Here is a 22,632-nt window from a genome sequence, read left to right as displayed (position 1 = left end):
GGTTCGGGGCTATCAAATCCGCTATACTGCGCGCCCAACAAAGGAGTGTTACATGACACTGGAATCCTCGCTGCTTGCCCGCTCCAATTCATGCTGTGAACTGTGTGGCGCGGGTAATGCCCTGGCGGTGTATGCGGTGCCGCCGGAATCGGATGGCACCGCCGAGCAGAGTGTGCTGCTGTGTGAAACCTGCCAGACCCAGCTGGACAACCCGGGTAATGAAGACGCCAACCACTGGCGCTGCCTGAACGACAGCATGTGGAGCCCGGTGCCGGCGGTGCAAGTGTTGGCGTGGCGTATGCTGACGCGCTTGCAGGCAGAGGGCTGGCCGCAGGATCTGCTGGATATGTTGTATCTGGATGACGATACCTTGGCCTGGGCCCAGGCGACCGGTGAAGGCCAGACGGAAGAAGCGCGGGAATTGCATCGCGACAGTAATGGTGCCGTGCTGGAAGCCGGTGATTCGGTCACGCTGATCAAGGACCTGAATGTGAAGGGGGCCAATTTCACCGCCAAGCGTGGCACTGCGGTACGCAATATTTCCCTGGTTCAGGATAACCCCGAGCACATCGAAGGCCGGGTAGAGGGCCAGCGGATTGTGATTCTGACCCAGTTTGTGAAGAAAAACTGATGCCGCACAGTCTGATTCTCGGTGGCATTCGTTCCGGTAAAAGTTCACTGGCAGAAAAACGGGTTACCGAGCAAAACGATCCGGTGGTCTATGTGGCCACGGCAACAGCGGGCGACGGTGAAATGAGCGACCGCATTCGCCGCCATCGCATGCGACGCCCGGCGAGCTGGGGGTTAGTGGAAGAGCCGCTGCATCTGGGCGCCTTGCTGAACCGCCAGGCCACGTTGTCACCGGCCCCCTGTGTCTTGATCGATTGCATGAGCCTGTGGGTGAGTAATTTGCTGCATGCAGGGGACGCGGCGTTTGTCCGGGAGCGGGATAGTTTGCTTGGGGCGCTGGGGCAGTACCCCGGTAATGTGGTGATTGTCAGCAATGAAGTGGGGCTGGGGACCATTGGCATGGACCCGTTAACCCGTCGCTTTGCCGATGAGCTGGGCTGGCTGAATCAGTCACTGGCAAAAAAATGCGATACGGTGCTGCTGTCAGTGGCGGGGCTTACGCAGACGTTGAAGGGCTAGACCTTTCTGTAGGAACGTAGCGTAGCGAAGTAACGACCGCAGGTCGGCCCGAAGGGTGAGCGAAGCGAATACGCCACTTGAGGCGCGAACAACACAGTTTTGAGTTACGAGTAGCGAGTCTCGAAAATCAAAACCCGGAAAGGTTTTGGTTTTTATTGCTTTTCGCAACTCGTCACTCGCTGACGCTCGGTTCGCGCCTCAAGTGGCGCTCCTACAAAAAATACTAGCCGTGTGATACTAGGCAGCTCAAGGTTCCAAATTCGGTTTGATCCAGTCGTATTTTCGAGCGACAGGCGTAGGGCACCTGGAAGCCGGCCATGGCTTTGCTGGGTGCCATGCTCAGTACGTGGGCCAGCACCATGCGAATCACGCCGCCGTGGCAAACCAGCAGCACGCGCTGGCCTTTCAGCGTTTCCTGCCATAGCGCCCAGGCTTCACCAATGCGTTGATGAAAATCCTGAACGGTTTCCGCATTACTCGGTGGATGGCTTTCTGCATCGCGCCAGAAGTTGGCCTGATGATCGCCGTATTCCTGCGCTACCTGTTCACGGGTTTTGCCTTCCCAGTCGCCGAAGCTGATTTCCTTGAAATCGTGAGCGACAGTGATCGGTACATTCTTTTCCCTGGCCAGTTCGGTGGCAAATTCCCGGCAGCGTAACAAGGGTGAGGTGAGGATGTGGTCCCACTGATCCTCCGCCTGGATGGCGTCACGCATTTGCTGCCAGCCCAGCTCGCTCAGGGGGTCGTCCTTGTGGCCCCGATACATTTGACCGCCAGCCGGTTCACCATGGCGAATCAAGTCAAAAAACGTGGTGCTCATTGGTATCTATTCCTGCTCACGTAGGTCGTATTAGGCGTAGCCGTAATCCGACAATTTATCCGTTCTGATTACTCACACTGGCATCGGCAAAGGTGGCCATCCGGTTATGCAGCGCGCAGGCACTGCGTAATAACGGTACCGCTACAGCAGCACCACTGCCTTCGCCTAATCGCAAGGACAAATCCAGCAACGGCTTGGCATCCAATGCTTGCAGCAGGCGCTGATGTCCGGGCTCCTGTGACTGGTGAGAGAACAGCAGCCAGTCCCGTAATTCCGGGCGGAGTCGGCAGGCGGCGAGGGCCGCGGTGGAGACAATAAAACCATCCACCAATACCGGGATGCCACGGACCGCGCAGCCAATAAAGGCGCCGGCCAGCGCCGCGATTTCAAAGCCGCCCAATGAGGCCAGTGTCGCCAATGGGTCGGATTGTTTGCCGTGACGGACCAGCGCCTGCGTAATCACGTCGATCTTGTGGGACACCCCTTCCGGTGTCAGCCCGGTGCCGGGTCCGGCGAGGACGGCCGCGTCTTCGTCCAGCAGCGCACAGGCCAGGGCGGTGGCGCTGGTGGTATTGCCAATCCCCATTTCGCCGCCAATAAACAGGTGAGCGTTACGCTCGGCGGCCCGTTGGGCGGCGCGATCTCCGGCGGCGAGAGCGGCCTGTAGCTGGGTGTCGGACATGGCCGCTTGTCGAGCCAGGTTGCGGGTGCCCGGGGCGATCTGTTCATCAATAACGCCGTTGCTAATGGGTGGTGGCGCGACGGTGCCCAGGTTGATGACTTCCAGATCGGCGTTCAGTTGTTCGGCCATAACACTGATGGCCGCCCCGCCAGTGACAAAGTTGGCAATCATCTGCCCGGTGACCACTTGAGGAAAGGCGGAAACACCTTCTTCGCAGACGCCATGGTCAGCGGCAAAAACGGCCATGCTTACTTGTTCTGCCTGGGGCTGGTCTGTGGCCTGCAAGCTGGCCAGCTGGACGGCCAAAGACTCCAGGCGACCCAGGGATCCGGCAGGCTTGGTGAGCTGGGTCTGGCGGTGCAGGGCGGCTTGCCGATGGCTATCGCTGGGGGCGGTAATTGGCAGTTGCCAAGGCAAAGGCGTGCTCACGGGCGTCTCCGGTTGGGGCGGCACAGGGCCGGAAAGCGGCAAATCCTCTGCCCCGCAACCGGGAGTGTCAAGTACACTGCCCCGCATCGATGCCGGACAATGACACTGAAATCATGCTTTCTGTTTCCCTGATTAGCGCTGCGGTGGCGGCGGCTTTGCTGGATGCGCTGGTCGGCGAACCGCGTCGCGGGCATCCGCTGGTGATGTTTGGCCGGTTGGCCGGGTGGCTGGAATTGCGCTGGAATGTGGGCGCGCCGGGCAGCGTCGGGAAAGGCGCAGCGGCGCTTTTGCTGCTGGTGGTGCCGGGGGTGCTGGTTGTGGTGGCGCTGTTGTTGTTATTACCGGGATGGGCCGGCTGGCTGTTGCAGGTGGTGGGGCTGTGGCTGGTGATTGGCGCGCGCAGTTTGGCCGACCATGGCCGTGCGGTCGCCGCACCGTTACGGGCGCAGAATTTGCCCTTGGCCAGAGAGCAGGTGGCGCGGATTGTCAGTCGCGACACGCAAGCGCTGGATGCCAACGGGGTGGCACGGGCCGCTACCGAATCCATGTTGGAGAATGGTGCTGATGCGGTATTCGCCAGCCTGTTCTGGTTTGTTTTGGCAGGGCTGCCCGGTGCGGTATTACATCGGCTGGTGAATACGCTGGATGCCATGTGGGGGTATCGCACGGCCCGTTTCGAGCGCTTCGGTAAAGCGGCTGCGCGACTGGATGACGCGCTGGCCTGGTTGCCTTCGAGGCTGACGGCGTTGAGTTATGCGCTGGTGGGTGGATTGCATGGCCGTTGCCGTTTGGCGTTGCGCTGCTGGCGGCAACAAGCTGCTGCCTGTGACAGCCCCAATGCAGGGCCGGTGATGGCCGCGGGTGCCGGGGCGCTGGGAGTGCAATTGGGCGGTGGTGCCCCGTACCACGGCGGCTGGAAAGACAAACCGTTGCTGGGTGAAGGCCGCACAGCAGATTCGAACAGTATTGACGCGGCCATTGTGCTGGTGCGGCGTAGCTTGGTGCTATGGCTGGTGGTGCTTATCGCGGGGGCGCTGTTGTGAGTGTATTGCCGGAAGGGCTGGAACACGGTGGGCGCCTGAATCAGGCCGCCCGGCAATGGGGGATTCCGCGCAGCGACTGGCTAGATCTATCCACCGGCATCAGCCCGCATGGTTACCCGGTGCCGAGCATTCCTGAGGCGGTCTGGCAGCGTCTCCCGGAGGACGATGATGGCCTGGACGCGGTGGCTCGTGACTGGCTGGGCTTGCCCGCGGGTGCCGGTTGCCTGCCGGTGGCGGGTAGCCAGGCAGCGCTGCAAACCTTGCCGGCCCTGCGATTGCCCTGCCGGGTGGGCGTTGTGGCGCCGGCCTACGCCGAGCACGCCCGCGCCTGGCAACAGGGTGGCCATGAGGTGGTGTTGCTGACCGTGGACGAGGTTGAGAAAGCACTGACAGGTCTGAACGTGCTGGTATGCGTGAATCCCAATAATCCAACCGGAGCCCTGTTGCCGGCCGCCACGCTGCGGCGCTGGCACCAGCAGCTGGCCACCAGCGGTGGTTGGCTGGTGGTGGATGAAGCCTTTCTGGATGCCAGCATGGGGGAGACATTGGCGACGGATGCGCACCTGACCGGCCTGGTTGTGTTGCGCTCCCTGGGAAAGTTTTTTGGCCTTGCCGGATTACGCGCCGGGTTGGTGATCGCTGAACCGGCGCTGTGCCACGCCTTGCAGCAGGCATTGGGGCCCTGGGCCATGAGCCACCCGGCGCGGTATGTGATGGCGCAGGCGATTCAGGATCAGGCCTGGCAGCAACAGCAGCGCCAGCGGTTGCGAGAGGATCGCAAGCGCCTGGATGGGTTGCTGAATGATGCCGGGTTGTTTCCCCGGGGAGACAGCCATTTGTTTGCCTGGTGTCCGGGCGACCAGTCGCAGGTGCACTTCGAGGCACTGGCAAGGCAGGGCGTTCTGGTGCGGTATTTTGCCGAGCCGCAAGCCCTGCGGTTTGGCCTGGCAGGGAGTGAGGCGCAATGGGATCGTTTGCGCTCCGCCCTGTCTGCGCTGGCTTGAGGTTTTGCTCAAGCCAACGTGAGTTCCTTTCATGAAGCCTTTTTGTGTTTGCTTGTTCCCCCCGCCATTGGTATTTTCGCGCCACCTTTCGGTGCCTTCCCTGAACACAGGGCGGGTTAAACGGGAAGTCGGTGAGAGCCTCAGGCGCTAAATCCGACGCTGCCCCCGCAACGGTGATTGAGTAAACGACAGTCGAAACGCCACTGTGCTTTTGCATGGGAAGGCGACTGTCGAGAGGTTGTCCCTCGCTCATCAGCCCGGAGACCGGCCGAAGGTAAGGAAGTTCTCTGCGACTTCCAACCAGGCGTTGCGGTGGGCGATGGCGGGGTGTGTTGGCGCGATGGCGCCTGTCTCCCTGTGCTTGTTCTGCTGCGGCTAAATCCAGGCCGTGCGGGTGGGCACGGCAGAGGGGGATCTTCCAATGTTGTTTCGTTCCGTTGCGGCCTGCGCCGCGATGTCTTTGTCTGTGTGGCCGCTGTTTGCCTACGCCGAGCCCGCACAGCCCGATCATTCTGCCGCCCTGCGCGTTTCCATGCTCGATCCGGTGGTGGTCACGCCGACGCTGACCAGCCGCACCACGGAGGCCTCGTTGTCGTCGGTGACGGTGATCGATGAAAAGCAATTGCGTGAGCGCCAGCCGCAAGACATGACCGAGATGCTGCGCGGGCAACCCGGCGTGGATATCACTGGTAACGGTGCCTTCGGGAAGGCAACCAGTGTGTACCTGCGGGGCACCGGTAGCAGTTCCACATTGCTGATGGTCGATGGGGTGCGGTTGCGTTCCGCCACCGCCGGTAGCCCTTCGTGGCAGTTTTTGCCCACCACGCTGATTGACCGTATCGAAATCGTGCGCGGCCCCCGTGGCAGCCTGTATGGCGCCGATGCGGTGGGCGGTGTGGTGCAGGTCTTTACCCCGGGAGCCCGCAATCTGAGCAATGAGCAAAGCGGCTGGATGGAATTGGGCGGGGGTTCCTTCAACAGTCGCCGGGTCGCCGCCGGCGCCCAGGGCGAGCAGGATGGCACGCGCTATAACGTGGCCGTGGACCGCTTCGATACCGATGGCACGGAAATCCGTGAGGGCAGCGAAGATCGCGGTTACGACAATACGTCTGCGGTAGCTCGCCTGACCCACCGTTTTGATAACGACGCGGAAATCGGCGTGTTCGGTTTTCGCGCGGCGGGCAGTACCGAATTTGAAGGCAGTACCCCCGAGCAGGAAAAAGTGACTGACTACGCCATGCAGATTGCCGGTGTGAAAGGGCAGCTGTGGGTGACGGAAAACTGGCTGAGCAAACTGATTCTCAGCGATGCCCGTGACGACAATGAAAACTTCACCGACGGGGACCGGGACAGCATCTTCAACACCCGCAGCCGGGCGGCGAACTGGCAGAACGTTTTTGCGCTGGGGGACCACCAGCTGGTGGTGGGTGCCGATTACCTGCAGGATCTGGTGGACAGCACGACCCTGTATCTGGAAGACGAACGTGAAAACACCGCCGGTTTTGCCCAGCTGTTGCTGAACTTTGGTGACGTCGATGTGCAGGCCAGCGGTCGCTACGATGACAACGAAGCCTACGGCAGTGAAACCACCGGAGGCCTGGCGCTGGGCTACAAGCTGGACAGTCACCATCGGCTCCGGGCCAGCTATGGCACCGCCTTCCGTGCGCCCACCTTCAATGATCTGTACTTCCCGGGCTTTGGTAATGATCAACTGGACCCGGAAAGCTCAAAAAGCACAGAAGTGGGGGCAAGAGGCCAGTATCAGCACTGGTTCTGGGATATCGCCGCCTACCAGACGGAAGTGGATGACCTGATTGCCTATGCCTTGCAAGGAGGGCGGTACGCACCGTTCAATGTGAACCGGGCACGTATTCGTGGTGCCGAAGTGGCCGTTGGCATGGAGATCAACCAGTGGCGTGCCGGCGCGGCCTTTACGGCTCAGGATCCGGAAGACCGGGACACCGGTTTGGTGCTGCAGCGTCAGTCCCAGCGCAGTTTCCGTTTTGACCTGGACCGGGCCCTGGGCGAGTTTTCCCTGGGCGGCAGTGTGGTCTTGCAGGGGCACCGTTATAACGATGCCGATAACGACGTGCGGCTGTCCGGATTCGGTTTGCTGGATCTGCGGGCGGGCTGGAATTTCGCGCCCAACTGGTCCACACGTCTGGCGGTGAAAAACGTGCTCGACAAGGAATACACCACCGCACAGAACTTTGGTGGCTGGAACTATATGAACGCAGGGCGTTCGGTAATGTTGAGCCTGCGCTACGATAGGTAGTGCAGGAACATCAGATGGAGTGAGTGGATGCGCGTTTTACGCTGGGGGTTATTGCTGCCAATGCTGGCCCTGTTTCACACGGCCATGGCGGCGGTGTGTGTCACCGACGATACCCAGCGTGAACTCTGCCTGGAAAAACCGGCCAGCCGCATTATCGCCTTGTCTCCGGGAGCCACCGAACTGCTGTTTGCGGCCGGGGCCGGTGAGCAGATGGTCGGTGCAGTGAGTTTTAGTGATTACCCTCCAGCGGCGAAAAAATTACCGCGGGTGGGGAGTTACAAACGTCTGGATCTGGAGGCGGTGTTGGCGCTGAAGCCGGACTTGATTGTGGCCTGGCACAGTGGCAATCCATTGCCCCAGGTGGAACGTCTGCAGGCCTTGGGTTTACCGGTGTATTACAGCGAACCTCGCCGGTTTGCCGATGTGAGCACCACGCTGGAACGGTTTGCCCGGCTGGCCGGGACGGAACAGGTTGGCCAGGGCGCGGCGGATGCTTTCCGCGCCGGCATTGATGTCCTGCGTGAACGTTACGCGGATGCGGCGAAAGTCAGTGTGTTCTATCAGGTGTGGGAAGAGCCGTTGATGACGGTGAACCGCGAGCATCTGATCAGTGAGGCCATCCAGGTTTGTGGCGGAGTAAACGTGTTCGCCGATCTGCCCACGCTGGCGCCGCGTATCAGCAAGGAGTCGGTGCTGGAGAAAAACCCGCAGGCCATCGTTGCGGGGGGCATGGGCGAAGATGACCCCGGCTGGCTGGATCCCTGGCGGCAGTTTGCCACCCTGCAGGCGGTGAAAAACGACAACCTGTTTTTTGTTTCGCCCTCCACATTGCAGCGGCCCACGCCGCAAATGCTGACCGGTGCCCGTACCCTGTGCCGGCATCTGGATTCTGCCCGTGCCCGCCAGTAAGCAGCGGGCGCTTCCCGCCCTGTTGGGGCTGACGGGTTTGGGGCTGCTGGCGCTGTTGCTGTCGGTGGCGGTGGGCAGTGTGTCGATTTCGCTACAGGACCTGTGGGCGGTGGCGACCGGTGGCGGCAGTGAACTATACCGGGAACTGATCGTGTCGCTGCGTGCCCCCCGTGCGCTGGCGGCCTTTTCTACCGGGGGGCTGCTGGCGTTGGCAGGGGCCCTGATGCAGGTGCTGTTGCGCAATCCGCTGGCGGATCCTTATGTGCTGGGTATTTCCGGTGGTGCGGCCGTCGGCGCGCTGGGGGCCATGTTGATTGGGAGTGGGCTGGCGCTGGTGTCCGGCTCAGCCTTTGCCGGCGCCCTGTTGTCCACCCTGCTGGTGTTTGGTCTGGCGCAAGGTGGTGGTGGCTGGACCCCGACGCGACTGTTGCTGACCGGCGTGGTGGTGGCTGCTGGTTGGGGCGCAGTAATTACGTTCATGTTGACCATGAGCCCGGCGGATCGACTGCCGGGCATGCTGTATTGGCTGATGGGCGATTTGAGTTACGCCCGTGCGCCCTATGGTGCCTGGCTGGTATTGGTTCCGGCGGTGCTGCTCACGTTGCCGTTGGGGCGCAGCCTTAATGTGCTGGCGCGGGGGCCGTTGCAGGCGGCTGCGTTGGGCATTGCGGTAAAGCCGCTGGAGTGGCTGGTGTACATCCTTGCCAGCCTGCTGACCGCGGTGGCGGTGACCACGGCCGGTAGCGTGGGCTTTGTTGGATTGATTGTGCCGCACATGCTGCGGCTGCTACTGGGCAATGATCAGCGCATCATCCTGCCGGCCAGTGTGCTGGCCGGCGGTACCCTGCTGACCGTGGCCGATACCCTGGCGCGCACGGTGATGGCGCCGGAACAGTTGCCGGTGGGGGTGATTACGGCCCTGTTGGGGGTGCCCACTTTCCTGTTTTTGCTGCATCGAAACCGCTGATGGATCGGCAAAGGCATTGCCCGGAACCTGTGTCACCAAACGGAGAGCGCCATGGCGGTGCTGGACATTGAAAATCTGATTGTCGATATCCCGGGTCGTGCGGATGGTGAGCCTCTTGGTTTGCAGGTGAAATCCGGCCAGCGTTGGGGTGTATTGGGACCGAACGGGGCGGGCAAAACGTCGTTGCTGCATACCCTGGCGGGTTTGCGGCCACCGCGGCGTGGTCGGGTGAGTCTCAATGGTTCGCCGCTGGCAAGCCTGTCGCGCCGGGACGTGGCCCGGCAGGTAGCGGTGGTGTTCCAGGAGCGCCAGGACAGCTTCCCCGCCACGGTGATGGAAACGGTTTTGATTGGTCGCCATCCTTTTTTGTCTGCCTGGCAACGCGAGAGCGCCGAGGATATTCGTTTCGCTCAAGAGGCCTTGTCTGCGCTGTCGCTGAACCTGCTCAAGGATCGCCTGGTGAGTACCTTGTCCGGCGGCGAGCGGCAGCGGGTGTCCATTGCCACGGCGCTGACCCAGCAACCAACGATCTGGCTGGCGGATGAGCCCACCAATCACCTGGATTTACATCATCAAGTGGCCGTTATGGAACTGTTGAATCAACAGGCCGATAACGGTGCGGCGGTGTTTATGTGCCTGCACGATCTGAACCTGGCCGCCCGCTGGTGTGATCACCTGCTACTGCTCTATCCGGACGGAGAGCTGTGCTTCGGCCCGGCGCCCGCCATGCTGGTGCCGGAGGCGCTGGAACGTCTTTACGATCAGAAGCTGGTGGTGGCACAAGTGAATGGTGCGCCGGTGTTTGTCCCCGGCTAGCGCATTCGGCGTGGATGGAAAATCAAACGAGAATGAGTTCTACGATGGCAACCTTATTGAATGCCACGGTGCCGGCGGCGCTGATTAGCGCACCGGGTTCCGGGCAGGGTAAATCCCTGATTACCGCAGCGCTGGCAAGGCTGCACCGCAATGCGGGGCGCCGGGTTCGCGTGTTCAAGTTCGGCCCGGACTATCTGGATCCGATGATTCTGGAGCAGGCCAGCGGTGCGCCGGTGTACCAGTTACAACCGTGGATGACCGGTGAGGATGAATGCCGCTGGCGGCTGGCGCAGGCCGCGCAAGAGGCCGATCTGATTCTGGTGGAGGGTGCCATGGGACTATTCGACGGCACGCCATCCAGTGCGGATCTGGCGGTGCTGGCGGGTATCCCCGCCTTGCCGGTGATCGACGCCTGGGGCATGGCGCAAACGTTCGGTGCCGTCGCGTTGGGGTTGGCCAGTTATCGCGATGATCTGGTGGTCAACGAGGTGATTGCCAACCGGGTGGCCAGCCAACGTCATGGCGATTTGTTGCAGGAAGGCATGCCTGCGGGCGTGACCTTGCTGGGCTCGGTGCCCCGGCATCCGGCCATGACTCTGCCCGAGCGACATCTGGGATTGGTGCAGGCCAGTGAGCTGGCGGATCTGGATGCGCGTCTGGATGAGGCGGCAGCAGTATTGCAGGAGGCAGGGCTGGACCGGTTACCGCAGTCGGTGAGTTTTTCCGCAGCGGCGCCTGAGCCGTTGCCGCCCTTGCTGGAAGGTTGCCATATCGGTGTTGCCCGTGATGCCGCGTTTGCGTTTATTTATCCCGCCAATCTGGATGTGCTTCGTCAGATGGGGGCAACCCTGACGTTCTTTTCCCCATTGCAGGATGCCGCGTTGCCCCAGGTAGATGCGCTATGGCTGCCGGGCGGTTACCCGGAACTGCACGGGGAAGCGTTGGCGATGAATACGCTCATGGGCGACGCCATTCGCGACCACCACGCTGCCGGCAAACCGATTCTGGCCGAGTGCGGCGGCTTGATGAGTTGCATGGCTACCCTGGTAGACGGCGACGAAAAGCGCCATGCCGGTTTCGGGCTGTTGCCGGGTGAGGCAGCGCTGACGAAAAAACTGCAGGGGCTGGGCATGCAGTCGCTGGCCACTCCACAGGGGGAGCTGCGTGGGCATACCTTCCACCATGGCTGTTTATCGACGCCGTTAACGCCCACTGTTTTCAGCCAGAAACAAACGGGTACGGAAGGCGAGCCGATCTATCAGGATCAGGGCCTGGTGGCGAGTTTCTTCCACGGCTATTTTTCGTCGGCTCCGCAAGTGGTGGCGGATATCTTTAACGGCCATTTTCGAGCTGAAGCGATTTTTTCCGATCAGGATTCCCTTTCCCGCACAGGAGACGACCATGCGTGACGATGCGAAAACCCCTGAACGCCATGCCTGGCGCATGGCCAAAAAACAGGAAATCATGCGCGACCGTATCGCCAATGCCGACAAAGAGCAGGGCATCCTGCTGGTGTTGACCGGGCCGGGCAAGGGCAAAAGCAGTTCCGGTTTCGGGATGGTGGCGCGGGCGTTGGGCCATGGCATGAAAGTGGGCGTGGTGCAGTTTATTAAAGGGGCCTTCAGTACCGGCGAAGAAGCTTTTTTCCGAGAACTTCCCAATGTGGATTATCACGTGATGGGCGAAGGCTATACCTGGGATACCCAGGACCGGGAGCGCGACGTGGCGGCCGCCAATGCCGCCTGGGATATCGCCAGTGCCATGCTCCAGGACGATAGCTACCACATGGTGCTGCTGGATGAACTCAATATCGCATTACGCTACGAATACCTTGATCTGGATCGGGTGCTGGACGACCTGCAAAATCGCCCGGCCATGCAGCACGCCGTGGTCACCGGTCGCTATGCACCGAAGGAACTGATTGAACTGGCGGATACGGTGACCGAGATGAAAGTGGTGAAGCATGCGTTCAAGGATCTGGGGGTGAAAGCGCAGAAGGGAGTCGAACTTTAATTAATAGTTAATAATGAATAATTAATAGCGAAACCAGGTAAGCCGAAGGGGAGGGGCTGTGAGGAAAGCTACAAGCTACAAGCTACAAGCTGCAACGCGAGAGAGGTGTTGCAAGCAGGTATGTCATGCCACGCGAATAACCTCTAGCGTTTGCGACGCGGCGATAGTGCTGCGGTCTTCTTCATGGTGTTCTTCATGTTGTAGCTTGCGGCTTGAGGCTTGTCGCTCATGATTGCGCTAATGGTGCAGGGCTGCACCTCCGATGCGGGAAAGAGCACGGTGGTGGCGGCGTTATGCCGGTGGTTTGCCCGGCGCGGTTATTCGGTGGCGCCGTTCAAGCCGCAGAACATGGCATTGAACAGTGCGGTGACCGTGGATGGGGGCGAGATCGGCCGATCGACTGCGTTGCAGGCACTGGCCTGCGGGGTGGAGCCACACAGTGACATGAACCCGGTGTTGCTCAAGCCGCAGACCGACATGGGCGCGCAGGTCATTATTCGCGGCCAGGTGCTGGGCAATATGCAGGCGCTGGATTACCACGCCTACAAGGAAACCGCCCGGGAGGCGGTGCTGGCGGCCTGGCAGGATTTGTCTTCCCGGTTTGATGTGATCATCGCCGAAGGCGCGGGCAGCCCGGCGGAAATCAATCTGCGCGATAACGACATTGCCAACATGGGCTTTGCCGAAATGGTGGATTGCCCGGTAATCCTGGTGGCGGACATCGATCGCGGCGGTGTCTTTGCGCACCTCACCGGTACGCTGGATCTTTTGTCGAAAAGCGAACAGCAGCGCATCCTGGGTTTTGTGATCAACCGTTTCCGTGGCGATATTTCCTTGCTGCAAGGCGGCCTGGACTGGCTGGAAGCGCGCACCGGCAAACCGGTGTTCGGAGTGTTGCCCTATCTCCATGGCCTGACTCTGGATGCAGAAGACGCGGTGGATGAACAGGGCGAACACGAAAGTGATGCGCTCAATGTGGTTGTCCCGCTATTGCCGCGTATGAGCAACCACAATGATTTTGATCCCCTGCGTCTACATCCGCAGGTCAACCTGCGTTTTGTGAAAATGGGCGAGCCCTGGCCGGCGGCGGATGTGGTGATCCTCCCCGGCAGCAAGGCCACCCGTGCGGACCTGGCTTTCCTGCGTGAACAGGGGTGGGACAAACAGATCGAAAAGCATCTGCGTTACGGCGGCAAGGTGCTGGGTATTTGCGGTGGCTTTCAGATGCTCGGCGAACGGATTGATGACCCCCAGGGGCTGGAGAGTGACCCCGGTAGCAGCCAGGGGCTGGGCTGGCTGGCCATGAGCACCGAGTTGATAGCGGGCAAGCAGCTTGCCAATACATCGGGAAAGCTGCTGGCCTCAGGTTCGCCTGTTCAAGGTTACGAAATTCATAACGGCATTACCCGCGGAGAGGCTCTGAGCCGCCCCATGCTGATGCTGGGTGACCGATACGATGGGGCCATGAGTGAGGATGGCCTGGTGATGGGTTGTTACCTGCACGGTTTGTTTGATGTGGCAGACAGTGGCAACGCCATCCTTGCCTGGGCCGGTCTGCACGATAATCGCGGCGTAGATTATGCCGCTCACCGGGAGCAGCAACTGGACCGGCTTGCCGATATGGTGGAGAGCCATATGGACATGACGATATTGCAGGAAACCATCTCAGGGGCTGACTAGGCTGTCCCCCCTCCTTCAGGCTGCAGTCCTGACCATGAGCCAGAGTATTACGCTCAAGCGGTTCGTCTTTTGCTTTTCGTGAACTGGCTCTCTGTTCAGGGCTATTCACGGTGATTCACTGCATTGAAATAACCGTGCTGGATGCTGGGATCCTTGTTGCATACCTTCCCGCTAGCGCCGGTATTCCCTGGCTATCAGGCTGGCTGGAGGGCGCAAATATCAAATCTTTACACCCTGAATACCTTTCGGGATGATGGATTTTCAGGTGGGCATATGGGTACAGCTATTGCCGGACCTTGAACAAGGACTCTCCAACAAGGAATGCTGTTATGAAAAGCGTACTGCTCTACTCCAGTCTCACAGCCTGCCTGATGCTTGCAGGCTGTGGTGACGAAGGCGAACAATCCGCCGGGCAACAGAAAGAGGCCGGCCAACCGGCGGTAGCGGAAAAGGCGCCGCAGAAAAAATCTGACAAGGCTCCGGCAGAGAAAGAAGGCCCCAAGCCCGCAGAGGCCGCCACCAAGGAAAGCAATCAGGCGCTGAAAGACTATCTGCCTTTCTCGGATAACACCTCCTTCGAGCTGGCCAACAAGGGCTTTATCGCTCCGTTGCCGCAAGCCATGATCAAGGGTGAAGACGGCAACCTGATCTGGGATCCGGCCAAGTACGATTTCATCAAGGAAGGCGCCGATGCACCGGACACCGTCAACCCCAGCCTGTGGCGCCAGTCCCAGCTGCTGAATATTTCCGGCCTGTTCGAAGTCACTGAGGGCATTTATCAGGTGCGTAATCAGGACCTGTCCAACATGACTATCGTGGAAGGTGACAAGGGCCTGACTATCATGGATCCGCTGATCTCTGCGGAAACAGCCAAGGTGGCTCTGGATCTCTACTATGAGCACCGGCCGGAAAAACCGGTCGTGGCGGTGATCTATACCCATAGCCATGTGGATCATTACGGTGGCGTGCGTGGTGTGGTTGACGAAGCCGATGTGAAAGCCGGCAAGGTAGAAATTTACGCTCCGGTGGGGTTTCTTGAGGCTGCCGTTGCCGAGAATGTCATGGCCGGTAACGTCATGAGTCGTCGTGCCAGCTACATGTATGGCAACCTGCTGCCGCCCAGCGAGGAAGGCCAGGTTGGCGCCGGTCTGGGCTCCACGACCTCTGCCGGTACGGTGACCCTGATCCCGCCCACCACGATCATTGAGAAGACCGGTGAAGTGCACAAGATTGACGGGCTGACTTATGAATTCCTCTATGCGCCGGGCTCCGAGGCGCCATCAGAGATGCTCTACTACATCAAGGAAAAGAAGGCGCTGAACACGGCCGAGGATTCCTCCCATACCCTGCATAACACCTACTCGCTGCGTGGCGCCAAGATCCGCGATCCGCTGGCATGGTCCAAGTACCTGAACCAGGCGCTGGACATGTGGGGCGACGAGGTGGAAGTCATGTACGCCATGCACCACTGGCCGGTGTGGGGGCAGGACAAGGTAAACGAACACATTGCCTTGCAGCGCGATATGTATCGCTTCATCAATGATGAAACCCTGCGCATGGCCAATCAGGGCTACACCATGTTGGAGATTGCCGAGCAGATCAAAGTGCCCGATGCCATCGCCAAGAACTTTTCCAACCGCGGTTACTACGGCTCCATCAGCCACAACGTGAAGGCCACCTATGTTATGTACCTGGGCTGGTTTATCGGCAACCCGGCGACCCTGCACGAACTGCCTCCGGCGGATGCGGCCGAGCGTTACGTGGAGATGATGGGCGGTGTGGATGCGTTGCTGGACAAGGCCCGTGACTACTTCGAAAAAGGGGAGTATCGCTGGGTGGCGGAAGTGGTCAATCATGCCGTCTTCGCCGACCCGGATAACCAGGAAGCCAGGAACCTGCAAGCCGACGCGCTGGAGCAGATGGGTTATCAGGCAGAAAGTGGTCCGTGGCGTAACTTCTACCTGAGCGGCGCCCAGGAACTGCGCAATGGTGTGGCGCAATTGCCGACGCCCAATACCGCCAGCCCGGACACCGTTCGTGCCATGGACCTGGGCCTGTTCTTCGATTTCCTGGCCGTGCGCTTGAACAGCGACAAGGCTGAAGGCAAGCATATCAAGCTCAACTTCGACTTTACCGACATCGAGCAACAGTATGCGGTGGAAATGGTGCATGGGGTGTTGAATCACACCGAAGGTCGCCAGTTTGACGAGGCGGATGCCACCGTTTCACTGAGCCGTGAGACACTGGATGCATTCATGCTTCAGCAGATCACCTTGGAAGAAGCCATGGAGAAGGGTGATGTGACGGTCTCCGGAGAGCAGGGCGCACTGAATGAAATGATGTCCTGCCTGGATGACTTCGAGTTCTGGTTCAACATCGTAACGCCATAGCGATGATTGAGAACGTGCAAGAGACATGCGCGTGAAGTAGCAGAGACGCCCGATTTCCGTGTCACCGGAGTCGGGCGTTTTTATTTATGCGAAGGCTGGAAGAGAAAAGAGTGTCTTGTGGTCGTGATTTTCAGGTATGAGTTCGCTGCCACCGACTGTTGGCGTGATTTAAAGTAAGGAGAATGATATGAAATGGAACGGTTCGGGTGCTCTGCTGGGAGCGGGTTTCTTTCTTGTTCTGGCTGGCCTTGCCGGGTGCTCGCAGGGGGAAGAAAAAACCGTGCCCTTGGGGGAAGCCACCTTGCATGGTGATGAAGTGATCGATACGCCCATTGGTAATATCGAACTGGTTGACAGTTACTTCGATGAAGATGCCTCTCAGCGTTTCTACGATGAAATGGATTTGCAGCGTGCGTCCCAGGCATATATCTGGAGCACCCCCATGGTCAGCGTGGTGGCCCAGAAAAAAGGGCTGGTGGATGCCTACGGGCTGAACTCAGAGCACGATATTGTTGTGTTGAGTTCTCTCAAGGAAAAGCGCGGTATCGTTACCGGGAACCTGACCGTTCCTTACATGTTTGGCTACGTAGACCTAAAAGCGGGCCCGGTGGTGTTTGATTATCCGGCCGGTGCAACCGCAAGCGGGTTTGTGGATGTTTGGCAGCGAACGGTAACGGATATCGGGCAGACTGGTCCGGAGAAATCCCAGGGCGGCACCTTTATTATCGTTGGGCCAGAAGATGATGTCAGTCAGTACGAGAAAGAAGGCGTCTACACTTTCCAAAGTGTTTCCAACTTTCTGGTCATCGCCTTGCGAATCCTCGATCCTGATCCCGAGTACATGAAAACTTTCAAATCGGAATTCAAGATGGGGCGAGTTGGCGAAACCCTGAAACCGTTTAATTACATCGAGAACAAGGATGTGGAGTGGAGCGGAACGGCCCCGCGTGGCATGGCCTACTGGGAATCCCTGGCAGACATTATCAATCATGAGCCGGTGCGAAAAATCGACAAGGCCTGGACGGCAATGCTGAAACCCCTGGGAATAGAAAAAGGGCAGCCGTTCAATCCCACGGAGCGGCAAAAAGAGATCTTGCTCAAAGGGGCTGCGCTGGGTGAGTTGATGGCGCGCAACATCCAGATTACGCCGCGTTACACCAAGCCCTGGTGGGATGGCACTTACTGGTACAAAAGCTATGACTTTTCCGTACCGCAGGAAACCGAGACGCGAGTTGAGCTGGATGAACGAACCACGTGGTTCTATGAGGCGGTCTACAGCTCCAAGGGGATGGTGAACCCGCCGGTAGGGGCCGGGCAGGTTTACATGACTACCAAGCGAGACAGTGAAGGCAATCTTCTGCGTGCCGACAAGACCTATAAAGTGACAGTGCCGAAGGATGTGCCGGTCAAGCAGTTCTGGTCGGTGACCCTGTATAGCGAAAACACCCGTCGCCCCTACGACAATGGTGGCACCGAGCTCAAGGATGTGACCCTGGGAAGCCGCAGTGAGCAGTTGCAGTATAACGACGATGGCTCTGTGGACATCTACGTCGGTGCCAAGGCCCCGGCAGGCAAGGAAAGCAACTATCTCAAGACCGTCGGAGATGATGGCTGGTTCGTCTACTTCCGCCTCTATGCGCCGTTGCAACCGTTCTTTGACAAGACCTTCCAGTTGCCGGATTTTGAAGTTGTGGAGGCGGATTGAATATAACGGCAGTCCACCGGGATATGCGGGTTTAATCGTGACGGCGCACAGGGAGGTGCTCCGTTATGGCTGGAATAGCGATGTTCCAGCTGTTAGCCCTGTTCCTGTTAATTTGCAATGAGCTTTACTTTGTAAAATAGGTTCGTGAGACTTGGGTTATGTCGTTGCACGCTAGCGGTGGCGAGGCTGGCATATAATTGATGCTATTAGGAGCATTTGATGCACAAGGACGCCGTGCATGCCGGGCAGGCTGCGTATACCCCCTTTACCCTTTCGCTTTATGACAAGGCGGTGCTGGGGGTTTCCTGCCGCTGGTTGTGGCGTTGCCCTGCGTCTCGCCTTCTGGGCCATTATCAGGCCAATATCACGGATAACCATCTTGATGTGGGAGTGGGAAGCGGTTACTTCCTCGACAAGGTGCGTTTCCCTTCTTCATCCCCGCGTCTGGCGTTGATGGATCTCAACACCGATAGCCTGGCCTTTTGCGCGCGCCGGGTTGCCCGGTATCAGCCTGATGTGCTGCAACGCAATGTACTGACGCCCATTGATTTTGACGGCCCGCGGTTTGATTCCCTGGCCATGAACCTGTTGTTCCATTGCCTGCCTGGCAGCTTGCCTGAAAAAGTCGTGGCACTGGATCATCTTTTGCCGCTATTGAATCCTGGAGCACGGGTGTTTGGTGCCACTCTGTTGCAAGGGGATGTATCCCGTTCTTTGCCGGCCAAAGGGCTGATGTCGCTGTATAACGCCAAGGGTATTTTTTCCAACCGGGATGACAGTGTGGTAGCCCTGCGTGAAGCGCTGGCGTCACGCCTGGATGATGTTCATGTGGAGGTGCAAGGTTGTGCGGGGCTTTTCCACGGTCGAGTAAGAAAAACGCTGCCATAACAGGGTGGTGGGTGCACAGAACAAAGGGCTTGGTCATTTTGTTTCAAGGAGAAGAATATGCTGAAGAAAATCAATGTGATTGGGGGTGGCCTCTTGCTTGCGCTGACGGCTCCCGCCACGGCACAGGAGGGATCCAGTGCCGCGGCCCAGGCCAATAATCCACTGGCCAATATGACGGCTTTCAATATTCAGGATTACTACATCGGTGAGCTCACGGAATCCGATGACTCTGCCAATCAGGCCTGGCTGCGTTTTGCCAAGCCTTTCTCGGTGGGGGATTCCAACTGGATCATGCGGGCGTCTCTGCCGATCAATACCTTCCCGACGCCCCCACGGGGGGAGAAGGAGACCGGTGTCGGCGATCTGAATATGTTTGCCGCTTACCTGATTGATACCGGTAATCCGGCAGTGAGTTTCGGGATCGGCCCCCAGATAACGGCGCCGACGGCAGGAAAAGACGAGCTCGGCAGCGAGAAATGGTCTGCCGGTTTTGCCAATGTGCTGTTTAACGCGAATTCCCCCAAGTTGCAGTACGGCTATCTGCTGACCTGGCAGGAAAGCTTCGCCGGTGATGATGCGCGTGATGATGTGAACATGGCGGCCTTCCAGCCGTTTGCCATGTATCAGCTGGGCGGCGGCAAGTACCTGCGTTCGGCGCCGATCTGGGTATTCGATCTTGAAGATGGCGACTACAGCATGCCCTTGGGGATTGGTATCGGCCAGGTCATCAAGAAGGACAAGACGGTCTATAACGTCTTCGTCGAGCCCCAGTTTTCCGTGGCGGATGAAGGCCCAGGGCAGCCCGAGTGGCAAATATTCCTCGGTTTCAACATGCAGTTTCTGGACTGAGGGTTTTCTGGGGCCTGACAGGCAGGCGGTTTAGCAGGCGCACTTACGAACAATCCTGATGCCCAGTATCAGGATTTTGTGCAAAAGGAGCAGCACATGAATATGAAAACGGTTTTCGGTTTGTCCATCGCTTTTCTGATTGTGGGGTTGGTGGGTTGTGATGACCGGGATGCAGCGTCCACAGAAAAAACGGAAAACGCTGAAAAGACTCAGTCCGGATCTGACAAGGCATCACTGGATACCGGCGTGGGTAAAAATGGCATGGCACTGGCCAGCAGCCCGGCCTTTGAGGCCAGCGGCGGTGAAATGGCCACTATGGAAAACGTGGTGCGTGCAGAAACCGCAAAATACCTGGCGGCAGAAACCCTGCAGAGTGGGCCGAATACTTTCCGTCATGAACGCCAGGGCATTGATCTGGACAACCAGACGGTGATTCGTTCCAACTTCGATGCCATCTATTCCTATGGCGTGTTCGATATCTCTGATGGCTTGACCATCACGATCCCGGAGTATGACCTGCTGCAACTGGTTCAGGTGCTGGATGAAAACTCGGTGACCATCGGTGTGGCTTATCCCGGTGATACGCTGACCCTGGACAAAAGCGATGTGTCCTACGGTGATCATGTCTACCTTTTCATGCGCACCCAGCCGCGCAGTTATGATGAAAAAGGCATGGAAGAAATGCGCCAGCGGCAGGATGCCGTAACGGTCAAAGCCGGTTCAGCAAAACCCTATGTATCGGAAGTGAAATATGATGTGGATTCTTTCAACAAACTGCGGGGGGAGCTGATCACCCGGGCGGTAACGGAAGGAGTGATCGAAGAAGGCTTTATTGATGACATCGAGGATATCAAGACACCGCAGTATCAGATGATCAATCTGGCTGGATGGGCGGGGCTACCGGCCAAGCACGCCTATTATTTTGTGGTGCTGCCCGGTGATGAGGGCGCAAAAAAGGGTGAGCCCAGCAGTGTCACCTTTATGCCGCCCAATCTGCGTTACGAGGATTCGGGTTACTGGTCGATCACCATCTACGATGAAAAAGGCTGGGTGGTGACGGAGCCTTTCAATACCAACAGTAACAAGGCGGAGAAAAATGCCGACGGCTCTATCACCCTCAACTTCAATGGCGCAGAGGGTGTAAAGAACAACATCCAGGTGAAGGAAAACTGGAACGCCCTGTTCCGCTGCTACCTGCCGGTATCCGTGGAGGAAATGGTGGAATACCGGAAGCATTTCACCAGCCAGAACAAGGTGCTTGCCGTCGATTCCTGACGTTGTTTGAGGCGCCCTAGCGCATGGGGTGGACGATGAGTCGTTCGCCCCAGAGCTCTGAGAGCTGCCGGTGAGCCAGGGACGGTTCGGCGCTGCTCCAGAACGTGGCGCTGCCTGCTTGTGGGCTATCGGATAGCAAATTGTGCATCTGCAGTCGCCGCACGGTTTCGCGGGCTACCGCCATATCGGTATTAACCACTTCCACGTGGGCCCCCGCTGCCCGGCGAATCAGCGGCGCCAGAAACGCATAGTGGGTGCAGCCCAGGACGATATGATCCGCTCCCTTCTGGATCAGTGGCTGCACATAGCGGGCGACCAGGGTTTGGGTCGCTTCGCTGTCCAGCTCCAGCGCTTCGATCTGTTCAACCAGCCCGGGGCAGGGCTGGATTTCCACGCGCACGTTTTCTGAGAACAGCCGGCTCAGGTTGTTGAACGACTCACTCTTCAGTGTCTGGCTGGTGGCCAGTACCCCGATAACGCCACTCTTGCTTTGCAGGGCCGCCGGTTTGATGCCTGGCTCGACGCCGATGATGGGCAGGGTGTAATCGGCCCGCAGCTGCCGGATGGCAGAGACGGTAGCGGTATTGCAGGCGACCACGATGGCTTTCGCCTCGTTTTCCATGAGAAACCGGGTAATGGCATCGGAGCGCTGCTGAATGTAGTGCTCTGATTTTTCCCCGTAGGGCGCGTGGATGGAGTCCGCCACGTAGAGCAGGTTTTCGTTGGGCAGCAGCTCGCGAATACGGCGGGCGATAGACAAGCCGCCGATGCCGGAGTCAAAAATGCCAATGGGGCCGGGGTGGGTCATACGACTATTCGGATGGAAACGAAGGCCCAAGGATATACCAAGACGGGCAGGTATAGGAGCGTGCGCCTGGGTCAGGCGTGGTCAATGAAGGACGCTGCAGCCGCAGAGAGGCATAAAAAGGTTCTTCGCGGATTAGAGTGAATAATACGCTACTTGCCGTTTGATGGGTTTATCGCGAATACCCGGCACTTTGCCAAACGCTGGACGCCGGATGCCTGACGTAAAACCCCATAGCCTGAGAGGTTGTCGTTATTAGGGCCTCCTGCTTTGAGGGGCATCCGGCGTCCAGCGGTTGCCAGGGCGGGACAATGCGACACGCTCTGAAGCTGGCTGATCACTCAATTCCGCGATGAACCAAAAAAAAGGCTCCCGAAGGAGCCTTTTTCTTGCGAGTCGTCAGCGATCAGTGATCGTGACCTTCCGGACCATGTACATGGCCGTGCTCTTTTTCTTCGGCGGATGCTTCACGCACGTCGGTCACTTCCACGGCGAAGTTCAGGGTTTCACCTGCCAGCGGGTGGTTGCCATCGACGGTCACTTCATCGCCTTCAACGGCGGTGATGGTGAAGACGCGCTGACCGGCTTCGGTCTGCGCCTGGAACTGCATGCCCGGCTGCAGGTTGTCTTCGTTGCCTTCAAAGGCGGTTTTCGGCACTTGCTGAATCAGCTGCTCGTGACGTTCGCCGTAGCCTTCTTCCGGAGTCACGGTGACGTCCAGCTTGTCGCCGGCGGCCTTGCCGACCAGAGCGTTTTCCAGGCCCGGAATGATGTTGCCAGCGCCGTGCAGGTACGCCAGGGGCTCGCCACGCTCGACGGAAGAATCGATGGTTTCACCGGCGTTGTTGGTCAGGGTGTAGTGGATGGACACTACGGCATTTTCAGAAATTTGCATGGAAACCCTTTAGGGGTAGATGAATTCGGAATAAGAGG

The 22,632-nt window shown here is 58.8% G+C and carries 20 protein-coding genes and 1 riboswitch; of the genes, 16 read left to right on the top strand and 4 right to left on the bottom strand.

Features of this window, described 5'->3' with window-relative positions; genetic code table 11:
• Nucleotides 1-52: 52 nt before the first annotated feature.
• Nucleotides 53-631, top strand: coding sequence for an alkylphosphonate utilization protein (locus ADG881_RS08285; protein ID WP_007149648.1), 579 nt, complete (start codon nt 53-55; stop codon nt 629-631).
• Nucleotides 631-1,149 carry a bifunctional adenosylcobinamide kinase/adenosylcobinamide-phosphate guanylyltransferase gene (gene cobU / locus ADG881_RS08280; protein WP_007151301.1) on the top strand — a complete coding sequence of 173 codons (519 nt, stop codon included), beginning with the start codon at nt 631-633 and terminating at the stop codon, nt 1,147-1,149. Before ADG881_RS08285 ends, cobU begins: the two co-directional genes overlap by 1 nt.
• 223 nt (nt 1,150-1,372) lie before the next feature.
• On the opposite strand, the gene ADG881_RS08275 is transcribed toward cobU, so the two are convergent.
• Both ADG881_RS08275 and cobT read right to left on the bottom strand, forming a co-directional pair.
• Entirely contained in the window at nt 1,373-1,969 is a 597-nt protein-coding gene (locus ADG881_RS08275) for a histidine phosphatase family protein (protein WP_007149990.1), read from the bottom strand.
• 55 nt (nt 1,970-2,024) lie between these two features.
• Nucleotides 2,025-3,080, bottom strand: a complete 1,056-nt coding sequence (gene cobT, locus ADG881_RS08270; protein ID WP_007151531.1) for a nicotinate-nucleotide--dimethylbenzimidazole phosphoribosyltransferase — start codon at nt 3,078-3,080, stop codon at nt 2,025-2,027.
• 113 nt (nt 3,081-3,193) lie between these two features.
• Between cobT and cbiB the strand changes: the two genes are divergently transcribed.
• The 14 genes from cbiB (at nt 3,194) to ADG881_RS08200 (ending at nt 20,894) form a co-directional block, all read left to right on the top strand.
• Complete coding sequence (gene cbiB, locus ADG881_RS08265; protein ID WP_039927324.1) at nt 3,194-4,123, top strand: adenosylcobinamide-phosphate synthase CbiB; 930 nt, start codon at nt 3,194-3,196, stop codon at nt 4,121-4,123.
• Nucleotides 4,120-5,127, top strand: coding sequence for a threonine-phosphate decarboxylase CobD (cobD, locus tag ADG881_RS08260; protein ID WP_007150693.1), 1,008 nt, complete (start codon nt 4,120-4,122; stop codon nt 5,125-5,127). The genes cbiB and cobD overlap by 4 nt, the downstream gene beginning before the upstream one ends.
• Nucleotides 5,128-5,199: 72 nt before the next feature.
• Nucleotides 5,200-5,415, top strand: a riboswitch (cobalamin riboswitch).
• Between the two features lie 166 nt (nt 5,416-5,581).
• A complete protein-coding gene (locus tag ADG881_RS08255) occupies nt 5,582-7,402 on the top strand; it encodes a TonB-dependent receptor domain-containing protein (protein ID WP_007149203.1) in 1,821 nt (606 codons plus the stop codon).
• A gap of 27 nt (nt 7,403-7,429) precedes the next feature.
• A complete protein-coding gene (locus ADG881_RS08250; RefSeq protein ID WP_007149541.1) occupies nt 7,430-8,311 on the top strand; it encodes a cobalamin-binding protein in 882 nt (293 codons plus the stop codon).
• Nucleotides 8,298-9,278, top strand: a complete 981-nt coding sequence (locus ADG881_RS08245) for an iron ABC transporter permease (RefSeq protein ID WP_007151114.1) — start codon at nt 8,298-8,300, stop codon at nt 9,276-9,278. Before ADG881_RS08250 ends, ADG881_RS08245 begins: the two co-directional genes overlap by 14 nt.
• A gap of 51 nt (nt 9,279-9,329) precedes the next feature.
• Entirely contained in the window at nt 9,330-10,094 is a 765-nt protein-coding gene (locus ADG881_RS08240) for an ABC transporter ATP-binding protein (protein WP_007149905.1), read from the top strand.
• Nucleotides 10,095-10,138: 44 nt separating this feature from the next.
• Entirely contained in the window at nt 10,139-11,503 is a 1,365-nt protein-coding gene (locus tag ADG881_RS08235; protein ID WP_007150981.1) for a cobyrinate a,c-diamide synthase, read from the top strand.
• Nucleotides 11,496-12,107, top strand: coding sequence for a cob(I)yrinic acid a,c-diamide adenosyltransferase (gene cobO / locus ADG881_RS08230; protein ID WP_007151014.1), 612 nt, complete (start codon nt 11,496-11,498; stop codon nt 12,105-12,107). Before ADG881_RS08235 ends, cobO begins: the two co-directional genes overlap by 8 nt.
• 228 nt (nt 12,108-12,335) lie before the next feature.
• Complete coding sequence (locus ADG881_RS08225) at nt 12,336-13,787, top strand: cobyric acid synthase (RefSeq protein ID WP_007148693.1); 1,452 nt, start codon at nt 12,336-12,338, stop codon at nt 13,785-13,787.
• A gap of 329 nt (nt 13,788-14,116) precedes the next feature.
• Nucleotides 14,117-16,177 (top strand): alkyl/aryl-sulfatase, encoded by a 2,061-nt coding sequence (locus tag ADG881_RS08220; protein WP_007149843.1) that lies wholly within the window; start codon nt 14,117-14,119, stop codon nt 16,175-16,177.
• Nucleotides 16,178-16,364: 187 nt separating this feature from the next.
• Nucleotides 16,365-17,882 (top strand): DUF1254 domain-containing protein, encoded by a 1,518-nt coding sequence (locus ADG881_RS08215; RefSeq protein WP_007149128.1) that lies wholly within the window; start codon nt 16,365-16,367, stop codon nt 17,880-17,882.
• A 219-nt stretch (nt 17,883-18,101) separates the two neighbouring features.
• Nucleotides 18,102-18,770, top strand: a complete 669-nt coding sequence (locus ADG881_RS08210; RefSeq protein ID WP_007148855.1) for a class I SAM-dependent methyltransferase — start codon at nt 18,102-18,104, stop codon at nt 18,768-18,770.
• A 57-nt stretch (nt 18,771-18,827) separates the two neighbouring features.
• Complete coding sequence (locus ADG881_RS08205) at nt 18,828-19,619, top strand: hypothetical protein (RefSeq protein ID WP_007150060.1); 792 nt, start codon at nt 18,828-18,830, stop codon at nt 19,617-19,619.
• A gap of 96 nt (nt 19,620-19,715) precedes the next feature.
• Nucleotides 19,716-20,894, top strand: a complete 1,179-nt coding sequence (locus ADG881_RS08200; protein ID WP_039926449.1) for a DUF1254 domain-containing protein — start codon at nt 19,716-19,718, stop codon at nt 20,892-20,894.
• Between the two features lie 16 nt (nt 20,895-20,910).
• Here ADG881_RS08200 and murI read toward each other — a convergent pair whose 3' ends face one another.
• Complete coding sequence (murI, locus tag ADG881_RS08195; protein WP_007149638.1) at nt 20,911-21,702, bottom strand: glutamate racemase; 792 nt, start codon at nt 21,700-21,702, stop codon at nt 20,911-20,913.
• Nucleotides 21,703-22,105: 403 nt separating this feature from the next.
• Nucleotides 22,106-22,594 (bottom strand): peptidylprolyl isomerase, encoded by a 489-nt coding sequence (locus ADG881_RS08190; protein WP_007150330.1) that lies wholly within the window; start codon nt 22,592-22,594, stop codon nt 22,106-22,108.
• Nucleotides 22,595-22,632 lie beyond the last annotated feature (38 nt).

Origin of the sequence: Alcanivorax sp. DG881, from assembly GCF_000155615.1 — a bacterium.
Lineage (GTDB): Bacteria > Pseudomonadota > Gammaproteobacteria > Pseudomonadales > Alcanivoracaceae > Alcanivorax.
Note: the sequence above shows the minus strand (reverse complement) of the source record. Positions and strands in the feature narration are given on the sequence as shown.